This window comes from Streptomyces gobiensis (assembly GCF_021216675.1).
Lineage (GTDB): Bacteria > Actinomycetota > Actinomycetes > Streptomycetales > Streptomycetaceae > Streptomyces > Streptomyces gobiensis.
In genome coordinates this window covers 1,688,334-1,700,259 of sequence record NZ_CP086120.1, presented here as the reverse complement: position 1 = coordinate 1,700,259, position 11,926 = coordinate 1,688,334, and the positions used below count along the sequence as shown (strand labels likewise).

Here is an 11,926-nt window from a genome sequence, read left to right as displayed (position 1 = left end):
GGCGCCCCGCTCAGCCGCCCACCGCATGGGTGAGCGTGTAGATCGTCAGACCTGCGAGCGAGCCGACGACCGTGCCGTTGATGCGGATGAACTGGAGATCCCGGCCGATGTTGGCCTCGATCTTCTTTGAGGTCTGGTCCGCGTCCCAGCTCGCCACCGTCTCGGTGATCAGGGAGGTGATCTCGGTGCGGTATGTCGTCACCACATGGGTCGCCGCGCCCTCGATCCAGTCGTCCACCTTGTGCTGCAGCCGGCCGTCCGCCGCCAGTCGGCTGCCCAGCGAGAGAATCGACGCGCGCACACGCAGCCGCAGCTCGCTCTGTTCGTCCTCGGCGGCCGCGACGATCATCGCGCGGACCGAGGACCACGTGGACGCGATCAGGTCCTGGACCTCCTCACGCGCCAGCATCTCGGACTTCAGCCGCTCCACCCGGGCCCGGGTCTCGGGGTCGGTGCGCAGATCCCGGGCGAAGTCCGTCAGAAAGCGGTCGATGGCGCCGCGTGCCGGATGCTCCGGCATATCCCGCATCTCCGTGACGAAGCGCAGCAGCTCCTTGTAGACCCGGTTTCCGACCTTCTGGTCGACAAAGCGCGGAGTCCAGCCCGGGGCGCCGCCCGCCACCGCCTCCATCACGTTCTCGCGGTGGAGGACCAGCCAGTCGTGGGCCTTGACGCAGACCAGGTCCACCCCCCGCCGGTGACCACCGCCCGCGACGATCTTGTCAAGCATCGCGCCGATTCCCGGGGCGACCTCCTGTGCGTCGGCCCGTCGGGTGATGGCCTCGCCGACCACGGCCTGGACGTCGGAGTCACGCAGGACGGTGAGCGCACCGCGTACGGCCGTGGCCAGCTCGGCCGTCACCCGGTCCGTGTGCTGGGGCTCGGCCAGCCAGACGCCGAGGCGGCTGCCGATGCCCACCGCCCGCAGCCGCTGCCTGACCACATCCTCCGAGAGAAAGTTCTCGCCGACGAACTCACCGAGATTCATCCCCAGTTGGTCTTTCTTCGTCCGGATGATCGCGGTGTGCGGGATGGGCAGCCCCATCGGCCGTTTGAAGAGGGCTGTGACGGCGAACCAGTCGGCCAGCGCGCCCACCATCCCCGCCTCGGCGGCGGCCGCGACATAGCCGGTCCAGCCGCCCGCTCCGGCGCTCTGCGCCCACTTCGCCAACGCGTAGACCAGCGCGGCCAGTACCAGCGCACCCGTCGCGATGGCCTTCATGCGGCGCACCCCGCGCTGTTTCTCCTCATCCGCCGCAGTGAAGGTGCCCAGTCGGCGTGTGAGTCCTGGCACCGGGGCTTCCCCGGCCGGACCCTTGTGCGCTGCTGTCCGTTCCATCGGCTCCACCCGTTCTCGCGGTCCCCCGAGCATTGTCCAGCAAGCCTCTGCCAGGGGCTGCGGCCGATGCCAGGCCCCCTCCCGGAGCGATAGGCCGTACGTGGGATCATGGCACCGCTGAAAGTTAGCCCGAGGGGGGACATCCGAGCATGACGACTGGCAGCCGCCCATGACCAGGAACATGGGGTACGCCCTGCTGGCCGGGCTTGCGGCGGTAGTGGTCCTCGTATCAGGCGCGATATTCATCGGATTCGGCGGCGAGGATGCGGCCAGCACCGCGTTGCCGAAGCGTCCCAGCCCCGCCGCGCCCGCCTCCTCCGGGAACTGGGTCGGCAGCTGGGCCACCTCGGCGGCCGCCGCCGAGCCGAACACCCGGTACGGCTACCCGGACCGGTCCATACGGAATGTGGTGCACACCTCGGCAGGCGGCACCGCCGCCCGTATACAGCTGTCCAACCTTTTCGGCACCCGGCCGCTGACCGTTTCGCACGCCACTCTGGCGCTCGCCGCCGCGCCCAGCGCACCGACCGCCGCCTCCGGCACCATGCGGCGGCTGACCTTCGGCACCCAGAACTCCGTCACCATCCCGCCGGGCGGGATGGTGACCAGCGACGCGGTGCGGCTCAATGTGCCGCACGCCACGGACCTGCTGGTCACCACCTACTCCCCGACCGCCTCCGGGCCGGTCACCTACCATCCGTTCGCCCGGCAGACCAGCTATCTGGCCGAGGGCGACAAGGCCGCCGAGATCGATGGCGCCTCGTTCACCGAGCGGAGCCCGTACTGGCGCTATCTGACCGGGGTCGATGTCTGGACCCATGAGAGCGATGGCGCGGTCGTCGTCCTCGGTGACTCCATCACCGATGGGATCACCTCCAGCCCCGGCGCCAACCGGCGCTGGACCGACTTCCTCGCCCAGCGGCTGCGCACCGAACGGGACGCGCCGCGCTACAGCGTGCTCAACCAGGGCATCAGCGGCAATCGCATCCTCACCGACGGCAGCCGCTACTCGCCCAACAACGGGCCCAGCGGCCTCTCCCGGCTGGACCGGGATGTGCTGTCCCGCACCGCGGTGAAGACGGTCGTCATCCAGCTCGGCATCAACGACATCATCAAGCGGCCACGGCAGACCGACCCGGATCTGATCGTGGCCGGGCTTGAGCAGCTGGCGCAGCAGGCGCACCACCGCGGGCTGCGGGTTATCGGCTCGACGCTGACGCCGTTCGGTGGACACCGGGCGCATTCGGCGCGGTTGGAGGCCGTGCGCCAGCAGGTCAACGAGCGGATCCGGAGCAGCGAGGCCTTTGACGCGGTGGTCGACTTCGACGCGGCGCTGCGGGACCCGGCGAATCCGGTACGGATGCGTGCCCCGTACGACTCGGGCGACCATCTGCACCCCAGCGACAACGGCTACCGGGCGATGGCCCAGGCCGTGGACCTCCGCCAGCTCAAGGCAAGCACATCCACCCAGCTCTGACGGAACCATAATTGAGGCATGCAGCGCCTCGTACTCGCCACCCGCAATGCCAACAAGGTCACCGAACTCCGCGCCATTCTCGCCGACGCGGGTCTGACCCTCGACCTGGTGGGCGCCGATGCCTACCCCGATGTCCCGGATGTGAAGGAAACCGGGGTGACCTTCGCCGAGAACGCCCTGCTGAAGGCCCGCACCCTCGCGCAGGCCACCGGCCTCCCGGCGGTCGCCGATGACTCCGGTCTCTGTGTCGACGTCCTGGGCGGCGCCCCCGGCATCTTCTCCGCCCGCTGGGCGGGCCAGCACGGTGCCGGCAAGGACCGGGCCAACCTCGAACTGCTCCTGGCCCAGCTCGCCGACATCGACGACGCGCACCGCGGTGCCCACTTCACCTGCGCGGCGGCGCTGGCCCTGCCGGACGGCACCGAGCGGGTGGTGGAAGGCCACCTCCATGGCACCCTCCGCCACGTCCCCTCCGGCACCGGCGGCTTCGGGTACGACCCGATCCTTCAGCCGGCGGGAGAGACACGCACCTGCGCGGAGCTGACTCCGGCCGAGAAGAACGCCATCAGCCACCGGGGCCAGGCCTTCCGCGCCCTCGCGCCGGTGGTGCGCGAGCTGCTGGGCTGAGCCGGCCCCTTCGCCATGGACGCGGCCAGCACAAACATCGGACTCACTCGGCGCCGCGTCAGGCGCAGAGGGACCCCGTTCGGTGAGAGGGGAGGATTTCGGCGAGCGGTCCCAGCGTCTCGGGGACCACCTTGTAGTACACCCAGGTGCGGCGTCGTTCCGATGTCAGCAGGCCGGCCTCGCGCAGCTTCTTCAGATGGTGGCTGACCGTGGGTTGGGATACGCCTACATCGGCGATCTCACAGACGCACGCTTCGCCTCTCTCGTGGGAGGCGATGTTGGAGAAGATACGAAGACGTACCGGATCAGCCAGTGCCTTGAACACGGCTGCGATGCGCACGGCCTCGGCCGCTGACAGCGACTCGGGGACGACCGACGGAATGCACAGGTCTTCGTCAGCCTTCTGGGTCTCGGGCTCGCCGGGGGCCTTCTGTTTTGACATACGTCTATATTGGCACCCGGCGGGAACAGCAACAACAGCCCCTTGCCCGTCAGCCACGGAATGGCTGGCGGGCAAGGGGTATCGTGCTGGAAACTTCAGCCGCGCCGAGGCTCGGGTAGCACGTAACGGTTGAACATCAGTTCCTCGAGGACGGCGTCACCGCCCTCGACGATGGAGACGTACCGGACATCGCGCAGCAGTTTTCCGATGACGTGCTCGTTGGTGAAGCCGAGCCCACCGAACATCTCCGAACCTGAGCCGGCCACCTGCCATCCCGCCTGCCCACAGAACATCTTGGCCGCGAGAGCCGACCTGAGCGTGCCGTGCCGGACGAAGGCGGAGGCAGCATCGGGGCCCGCCATGATGGAGTCGAATTCCCTGGCCGCCGCCCTGCACTGACTCCTCATCACCTCGATCTGGGTCTCCATGCCTCCGAGCTTGCTCATGAAGACAGGGTTGTCGACCAGGTAGCCATCCTGCAGTGGCTTGTTCTCCGCGTACTCCATGCAGAGGTCACGGACACGGCGGGAGATACCGAGGGCTGTGGTGGCGATGAGGATCCGGCTCGCGTTGAGGGCGACCTCCAGGAGGCGGAGGCCTGGACCTTGCAGAGCATTCGCCGCCGGCACCCGGCAGCCGTCGAAGGCCACCTCGTACGTCGCCGAAGAGCGGAGACCGATCATCTCCCAGCGCCTGACCACCCGCAGGCCAGGTGTGTGCCGCGGGACGAGCACGGCGAGGAACTCACCGGGGTTCTCGGCGGACCTCCCGACAACAATCAGGAAGTCCGCGAAACCGGTGTTGGTGGAGAAGTACTTGTCTCCGCTGATGACCAGGTCGCCGCCATCGCGTGCGATGGTGGTGGTGATCTTCGCCAGTTCGCTGCCGGCCGCTTGCTCACTGCCCAGCGTGGCGCAGAAACCGCCGTTCTCGGTCAGTGCCGTCAGGTGGCGTTCCCGCAGTTCCTCGCTGCCGTACAGCTGGACCATGGTGGTGCCGAGGATGGAGATGAACAGCGTGAACGCCGCACCGGCGTCGCCGTAGGCGAGCTCAGAGACGATGTCCACGCTGTCTTCGAGACCGATGTTGTGGCCGCCGTACTCTTCCGGGAGCCACCAGTTGGACAGCCCTTGGTCGTGGAACCTCTTGTAGAGCGGCAGTGGGGCCTCCTCGAAGGAGTCGAGGTACCGCTGCTGCCCGGTCAGCTCCTGCTGCGCGAAGGTACGCGCCCCGTCCAACACGTCGTGTGAGGTGTACACGTGAAAGACCTCGCCCCGCTCAGATCCGATAGAAGAGGTTCAGGTAGCGGTCGGCGAGTTGCCGGTCGCCACGGCAGGTCCCGGTGTTGGCCCGACCGAAGGCAGCCAGAACGAGACTGGCGGGGTCGAACTCCAGGACGGCGGGGAGCTCGTCGACGCTGCCGGGCGCGAACTCGACTCCTGCCTCGGTGACGGTCGCGCGGGTATCGCCGGCGTTGGGTCCTGTGGTGACGCGCAGGCCGATACTGAACGGCTCCACGCCCTTCGTCTCGTTGGTGTTCTGCCACATCAGGAAGCACACGGGGACCAGCATGTCCGCGGCGTCGGCCTGGAGCGCGTGGCTGCGGCCGAGTCCCTCGCGTATGTCCCAGGTATGCACGATGTAGTCGAGCATCTGGCACACGGGGAGGAAACAGGCCGGCACCGGCCCCATGTACTTGTGGGGCACCAGCAGCTGGGTCCACTCCTCGTCGGTCAACCCGTTGACGACGTCGAGGATGCCGTCCAGGACCTGACGCAGGCGGGCCAGCAGGTCCGCCTGCGCCACGTCTCTCATGGCCAGCGCGTCCTTGTCCATAAGAGTGGACATGTTCCTCACGCCCAGCGGCTCCTTGGCCTCCGCTTCTCCACGGGCCGCCGCGAAGGAGTGAAGGTAGACCTCTGTCGTGTCGACCATATGCGCGACGACATCGCGGACCTGCCAGTGCCCGGCGGCGGTCGGTGCTTCCCACACCGCGGGGTCCGACACAAGTCCGAACATCGCCTCCGCTTCGCGGCGCCAGATCTCGTCCAGGTTCTTGCGGCCCGCGGGCTCCATGAAGTTCCAGCTCATATGCGTTCTCCTGATAGTTGGTCGGCGGCAAGCCGCTGGAGTGCGAACCGGGCGCCTTCGTCCCGCATGGAATTGGTCAGATAGGCCAGGTGAGCGACGTAAGTCCCGCCGCTGCCCTGACAGGCGATGTCCCCTGCGGCGCAGTAGTTCTGGATACGGTCCGCGTAGTCGGCGAGGTGGCCGGGCGGGCGCGGCATCTCGCTCTGCTTGCCATCTTCGAAGGTCCCGGTATTGAAGGGTTCGCCGGCGGTGAAGCGTGGGTCGCCGTAGAAGAGGACAGCGGAGATGCGAGCGGAGGCGTCTGTCGAGAGCTCCGGGGCGGCCTGCCCGAGGTTGCGCTCGGCGGGCGGAACGAGTGCCTCGCCGATTACCCACGCGCCCTGCGAGTACCCCATCAGGACGTGACGGCGTTCGGGGTCTTCGAGCGCTGCTGTGTTGAGAAGCTGCACCAGCGCGTCCACACCGCGGGCCACGCTGTCGGCGAAGTGCTGGTCCGCCGGGTACTCGAGCTCGGTGTACGTAGTGCGCCCCGGGAACTCCGCGCTGATCAGGTCGCCCACAGGCATGAGCAGCCTGCTGCCTTCCTGCGGCTCGGTCGTACCGCGTGCGGCGATCAGGGCGACGTCCGGGACGTCTGCCTCTCGCTGTGCCATGCTCATGCGCCAGTCGGGTTCGCGCCGGTCAGAGCCGTCTCCACTTCCTGACGCGTGAAGGTTCCGCTGGCCACGATCTGGCCGTCGATCATCACCATGGGCGGCCGTGCACTGCCCCGGGCGAGTTGGCTCTGGATCTCGGTGAGGATTTCCTGGGGGAGCGCGCCGGCGAGCGCATCGGTTGCGGAGACCAGGCGAGACCGGGCAGAAGAGCCGACGGCCGCAATGGCCGCGTCGACCGTGCGCACCGCCTCTTCTTCGGCCGAGGCGGCAGACGGGTTGCAGCAGCTGTCGCTGATGACGAGCACCTCGGCGGGCTCAGCGACCGCGGCTGATGCGCCACCTTCGCTGGGTGTCGCTGTCGGCCCACAACAGCTGACGTTCTCGGGAGTGCCGTTCTCGGGGACGAGTGGGGCGCCGTTCGAGGTCATGGTGTTCTCTCCGTTCGAATATGCGGTGACGCGACGTGTGTCAGGTGAGCGTGGGTCGTGAAGGCGTTGGGTCAGGCTGTGCGGCCGAGCGCGGCATAGACCTCGTGGGCGACCGACCGGGCTGCCTGGTCGGCTGGGCCCACGGTCAGCCGGTTCTTCGTCAGTGCGAAGCTGATGCCGTGTGCGGGGTCTGCGAAGGCGGCGCTCCCGCCACTGCCCGTGGTCCCGAATGACTGCGGGGATCCTCCGGCCCAGCTGAGGCCGAGGAAGTAGCCGAGTGCCTTCGGGCTGTGGTGACCGAGCATCCGGTCGGTGCCTGAGGCGGCTGGGGCGGAGACCCGAGCGAGGTGTTCGGCGGAAAGCAGCCGCACCCCGCCGACCTCACCCAGCAGGGCCGCGTACATGCGTGCGACCGCTGCGGCGGTCATGGTGCCCGCCGACGGGATGTCGGCCCGTAGATACGCCTCCCCGTTACCGAGCCCGGCTCCGGCCGCGATCGGACGTGGTGAGGCGAGAAAGATCGGAGCTGAGTCGGGCATGGCGGCGATGGCCGCGTCCCAGTTGCCCTCCACGAGCACCGCCAAGCGGGTCGCTTCGCTGCCGGGGACTCCGAAGAACAGCGAGTCCGCGACACCGAGAGGGCTCGCAACGTGATCGCGGAGGGCCGCGGAAACCGGGTTGCCGGTTGCTCGGCGGATGACTTCACCAATGATCCAACCGAAGGTCCAGCCGTGGTAGCCCATATCCGTTCCGGGGTCCCACAGCGGCGAGAGGCCGGCGATACGCGTGCACATCTCTCCCCAGTCGGACATGTGGGAGGGCATCGTGTCCGAAGGAAGGTGGGGCACGCCCGCAGTGTGCGTCAGCACTTGGTGCAGGGTGATGTCCTGCTTGCCGTGGGCCGCGAACTCCGGCCAGTACTCGGCCACCGGACTGTCGTAGTCGAGCACTCCTCGGGCGGCAAGCACGTGCGCGACCGTGGCCGTCACGCCTTTCGCGGTGGAGAAGCTGTGAAAGAGCGTGTCCCGCCCCGCGGGCGCTCCGCCCACCGGGTCGGCTAATCCGGCCGCCGCGTCCGCGACGAGCTCGCCCCGGAAGTAGGCAGCCGCCTGCAGGCCCGTCTCCTGGCCGGACTCCACGAGCTTGTCCAACGCTCGCTGGACACGCTGCTGCACATCACTGGTATCGGTCCTCATCAGGCAAACTTCTCCCGTCGCCGGGCGCTTTGCGCACGACGTTGCTAGTCCTGGGGTGCCGGCTGGGCTAGGGGGTGGCTTCCTGGGGCGTGGACTCGTTCTCCTCACCCGGCGCATCGGAGCACTCCTGTCCGCTGTCCGGGAGCGTGGCCAGCGTGGCCAGCAGCTGGACCGGCTGAAGCAGGGCGTCGCAGCACAGCGAATAGATGTTGCTGCGGCCCTTGGGCGTCGCCACGATCAAGCCCTGTTCACGCAAAGGAGTCAGGTGGTGGCTGACCAGCGTCTGCGCCATACCGGTGGCCTCCGTCAGCTCCCGGACCGAACGCGGGTGCTCGGCCAGTAGCAGCATGAGCGTCAGCCGGGTCTCATCGGCCAGGGCCTTCAGCAGAGGCGCCAAGCGCCGAGCCCGCTCTCCGGCTGAGGGCAGCGCAGACACGTCCCAGAGCTCGATGTCCAGTTCACGTCCCATGCCCTCATTGAACCACAGCTCATTGCCATCACCAATACTTACTGGTATTACTCGGTGTGGTTGATGGTTGGTGCGGTGGCCGCAGCAGCGGCTCGGCGCCAGAACTGGAGAGGCGCATGTCGGACAGCGATCAGAGTTCGAAAAAGACCGTCGTGGTCATCGGGGCCGGCCCGGTCGGCCTTGCCGCAGCGGCACACCTGCTGGAGCGCGGGCTGGAACCGGTGGTTCTCGAGGCCGGTGACCGAGCTGCGGACGCCGTGTCCGACTGGGGGCATGTCCGCCTCTTCTCGCCCTGGCGGTACAACATCGACCCCGCCGCCCGACGGCTGCTGGAGGCCACCGACTGGCAGGAGCCCGACCCGGATGCCCTGCCCACGGGCCGGGAGCTCGTGGAGAAATACCTGCGCCCGCTAGCCGACACGCAGCAGCTGACGCACCGTGTTCAGACGGACCGTCGAGTGCTCGGTGTGACCCGGGTCGGGATGGACAAGGTGCGCAGCCTGGGCAGGGCCGAACGCCGGTTCCTGGTACGTGCTGCCACGGCGGCGGGCGAGATCCATGACTTCACAGCGGACGCTGTGATCGACGCCTCCGGGGTGTGGGGGCGGACCAACCCGCTCGGTGCCGCAGGAATGGCGGCTCCCGGCGAAGAGGCCGCCGCGTCGTTCCTGACTGGTCCGCTCCCCGACGTGCTGGGACGGGAGCGTGACCGCTTCGCCGGCCGGCACACGCTGGTGGTCGGCATGGGCCACTCGGCGGCGAACTCTCTGCTGGACCTCGCCGAGCTGGCCAGTGCCGAGCGAGGGACCCGCATCACCTGGGTGATCCGCAGCGCGTCCGCGGCCCGGTTGTACGGCGGCGGTGACGCCGACGGCCTGCCGGCGCGCGGCGCACTCGGCAGCAGGCTGAAGGACCTGGTCGAGCGCGGTGACATCGCCCTTGTCCGCGAGTTCACCATCACCGGGTTCGAAGTGCCGGCCGTGTGCTGCGGCTCCCAGTCGGGTCCGCTGAGCGTGCACGGCCAGACCCCTCAGGGCGCTCAGAAGATCGACGCCGACAACGTCGTAGCCGCCACGGGCTTCCGGCCGGACCTGGACATGCTGCGAGAGATCCGGCTTGGCCTGGACCCCGGGGTCGAGGCCCCCGTCGCTCTCGGTCCGATGATCGACCCCAACGCCCACAGCTGCGGCACTGTGCCACCGCACGGTGAACGCGAACTCGCCCACCCCGAGACCGGCTTCTACATCGCCGGAATCAAGAGCTACGGACGAGCGCCGACCTTCCTCCTCGCCACCGGCTACGAACAGGTGCGCTCCATCGCAGCCGCTCTGGCAGGCGACCGTGCGGCCGCCGACGCCGTGGAACTGGAGCTGCCCGAGACCGGGGTCTGCTCCACCGACCTGCCCCTGGCCGAGGACTCGGAGTCAGAAGCTTCCGGCTGCTGTGCTCCCGCTCCTGCACCGGCACAACAGGGCTTCGCAACCGGGTTCGAGCACGGATACGCGGGCGAGGCTGCTCGGAACGACTCCCCGCCTCAGACCCCGTGCTGCGCTCCCGCCTCTTCCGCGGAGACGGCGAAGTAGCCGTCCCTCCACGTCTCACAGAGAGAGCATCACTTCCCGTCATGTCTGCAACCGATTCCGCGCCGGATGTGCGCTGGTCCCCCAAGACGTGGGGCCTGCTCGCAGTCCTGTGCTTCGCCCTCCTCCTCGACGGCCTCGACGTCACCCTGGTCGGCGTCGCGCTGCCCTCCATAGGCTCAGACCTCGGTATGTCGACCGCCGAACTGCAGTGGGTCGTCAACGGATACCTGCTCGGCTACGGCGCACTCCTGCTGCTGGGCGGCCGCACGGCCGACCTCGTCGGTCGCCGCAAGGTCTTTCTCATTTCCCTGACGGTCTTCGCCCTCGCCTCGTTGATGGGCGGCGTGGTCGATGACGGAACGCTTGTCATCATCAGTCGCTTCATCAAGGGCGTCGCCGCCGCGTTCACCGTGCCCACCGGCCTGTCCATCATCACCACCACGTTCCCGGAGGGCCCGCAACGCAACAAGGCGGTCGCGCTCTACACAGCCTTCGGTGCGGCCGGCTTCTCCTCCGGCCTGATCATCGGCGGCCTGATGACCGAGCTGCACTGGCGTTGGACCTTCCTGTTCTCGGTTCCCGTGGCCGCGGGCGCACTGATCGCCGGTTTCTTCCTGATCCCCAAGGACAGGCCCAACGCGACCGGCCGCTACGACATCCCCGGTGCCCTCACGCTGACGGGCGGCATGCTGCTGCTGGTCTACGCCGTGGTCAACGCCCCCACCGCCGGCTGGACCGAGCCGCAGACCATCCTCTCGTTCGCCGGCGTCGTCCTGCTGCTCGCCGCCTTCGTGCTGGTGGAACGCAAGGTGACCAGTCCGCTGGTGCCTCTGGCCGTGTTCCGCCGGGGCGCCCTCATGCGCGCGAACCTTTCCTTCATCGCCCTTCTCGGTTCCTACTTCAGCTTCCAGTTCCTGATCACGCTGTACCTTCAGGAGGCACTGGGCTGGACACCTCTGGAACTGGCGTTGGCGCTGCTGCCCATCGGACTGATCGTGGCGTTCGGTGCACCGATGGCGGGCAAGCTCATCGGCCGTTTCAGTACGGCAACCTTGATCGTCTTCGGTTTGGCATCTGAAGCGGCCGGCTTCCTCCTGCTGCTGCGCCTGGACACCGACCCCTCGTACGTCACGACGATTCTGCCCACGGTCGTCCTGGTCGGTATCGGCTTCGCGTTCGTCTTCCCGTGCGCCAATGTGCAGGCCGTGGCCGGGGTGGAGCCTCACGAGCAGGGTCTGGCCGCCGGCATGATCCAGGCCTCAGGCCAGGTCGGCGCCGCCGTCGTACTGGCTGTGACCACAGCCATCATCGCCACCGACCAGGCCGCAGGCACCGCGCCCACGCCCGACCAGGTACTCGAGCAGTTCCAGCCCGGGCTGATCTTCGGCGCCGCGGTAGCGCTGGCGGGAATGGTACTGGTGCAGGTGAAGCGCCGGAAACCGAAGACGGAGACCACCGCGGCAGACGCCGCTACTCCGGCGACCGAGCCGACCGTAACCAAGTCCGGCGCCAACTGATCGCTGACACCTTGGGGTACGGCTGCCGTACCCCAAGGTGTCAGATCCACACCATCACCGACGGGGGAAGGAACGTACGTGTTGAGGGATATACCACTGTC

Annotated in this window: 12 protein-coding genes; 4 read left to right on the top strand and 8 right to left on the bottom strand. The window is 68.2% G+C overall.

Annotated elements, in window-relative coordinates:
* Window positions 1–10: 10 nt before the first annotated feature.
* Window positions 11–1,372, bottom strand: coding sequence for a DUF445 domain-containing protein (locus test1122_RS07840; protein WP_422396943.1), 1,362 nt, complete (start codon window positions 1,370–1,372; stop codon window positions 11–13).
* 136 nt (window positions 1,373–1,508) lie between these two features.
* Between test1122_RS07840 and test1122_RS07835 the strand changes: the two genes are divergently transcribed.
* Both test1122_RS07835 and rdgB read left to right on the top strand, forming a co-directional pair.
* The gene (locus tag test1122_RS07835; RefSeq protein ID WP_232268441.1) at window positions 1,509–2,816 is read left to right on the top strand and encodes an SGNH/GDSL hydrolase family protein; all 1,308 of its coding nucleotides are present in this window, start codon (window positions 1,509–1,511) and stop codon (window positions 2,814–2,816) included.
* Between the two features lie 18 nt (window positions 2,817–2,834).
* Window positions 2,835–3,443, top strand: a complete 609-nt coding sequence (gene rdgB, locus test1122_RS07830) for an RdgB/HAM1 family non-canonical purine NTP pyrophosphatase (protein ID WP_232268440.1) — start codon at window positions 2,835–2,837, stop codon at window positions 3,441–3,443.
* Window positions 3,444–3,501: 58 nt separating this feature from the next.
* Here the strand turns inward: rdgB and test1122_RS07825 are convergent, their stop codons facing one another.
* The 7 genes from test1122_RS07825 to test1122_RS07795 form a co-directional block, all read right to left on the bottom strand.
* Window positions 3,502–3,885 carry an ArsR/SmtB family transcription factor gene (locus tag test1122_RS07825; RefSeq protein ID WP_232268439.1) on the bottom strand — a complete coding sequence of 128 codons (384 nt, stop codon included), beginning with the start codon at window positions 3,883–3,885 and terminating at the stop codon, window positions 3,502–3,504.
* A 95-nt stretch (window positions 3,886–3,980) separates the two neighbouring features.
* Entirely contained in the window at window positions 3,981–5,144 is a 1,164-nt protein-coding gene (locus tag test1122_RS07820; RefSeq protein ID WP_232268438.1) for an acyl-CoA dehydrogenase family protein, read from the bottom strand.
* Window positions 5,145–5,163: 19 nt separating this feature from the next.
* Window positions 5,164–5,976 (bottom strand): maleylpyruvate isomerase family mycothiol-dependent enzyme, encoded by an 813-nt coding sequence (locus test1122_RS07815; RefSeq protein ID WP_232268437.1) that lies wholly within the window; start codon window positions 5,974–5,976, stop codon window positions 5,164–5,166.
* Window positions 5,973–6,629, bottom strand: a complete 657-nt coding sequence (locus tag test1122_RS07810; RefSeq protein WP_232268436.1) for a cutinase family protein — start codon at window positions 6,627–6,629, stop codon at window positions 5,973–5,975. Before test1122_RS07810 ends, test1122_RS07815 begins: the two co-directional genes overlap by 4 nt.
* 2 nt (window positions 6,630–6,631) lie before the next feature.
* Window positions 6,632–7,060, bottom strand: a complete 429-nt coding sequence (locus tag test1122_RS07805) for a hypothetical protein (RefSeq protein ID WP_232268435.1) — start codon at window positions 7,058–7,060, stop codon at window positions 6,632–6,634.
* 71 nt (window positions 7,061–7,131) lie between these two features.
* The gene (locus test1122_RS07800) at window positions 7,132–8,256 is read right to left on the bottom strand and encodes a serine hydrolase domain-containing protein (protein WP_232268434.1); all 1,125 of its coding nucleotides are present in this window, start codon (window positions 8,254–8,256) and stop codon (window positions 7,132–7,134) included.
* A 67-nt stretch (window positions 8,257–8,323) separates the two neighbouring features.
* The gene (locus test1122_RS07795) at window positions 8,324–8,725 is read right to left on the bottom strand and encodes an ArsR/SmtB family transcription factor (protein ID WP_232268433.1); all 402 of its coding nucleotides are present in this window, start codon (window positions 8,723–8,725) and stop codon (window positions 8,324–8,326) included.
* Window positions 8,726–8,841: 116 nt separating this feature from the next.
* Between test1122_RS07795 and test1122_RS07790 the strand changes: the two genes are divergently transcribed.
* Both test1122_RS07790 and test1122_RS07785 read left to right on the top strand, forming a co-directional pair.
* Window positions 8,842–10,308 (top strand): FAD-dependent oxidoreductase, encoded by a 1,467-nt coding sequence (locus test1122_RS07790; protein ID WP_232268432.1) that lies wholly within the window; start codon window positions 8,842–8,844, stop codon window positions 10,306–10,308.
* Window positions 10,309–10,349: 41 nt separating this feature from the next.
* Window positions 10,350–11,825 (top strand): MFS transporter, encoded by a 1,476-nt coding sequence (locus test1122_RS07785; RefSeq protein ID WP_232268431.1) that lies wholly within the window; start codon window positions 10,350–10,352, stop codon window positions 11,823–11,825.
* The last annotated feature ends 101 nt before the right edge of the window (window positions 11,826–11,926 follow it).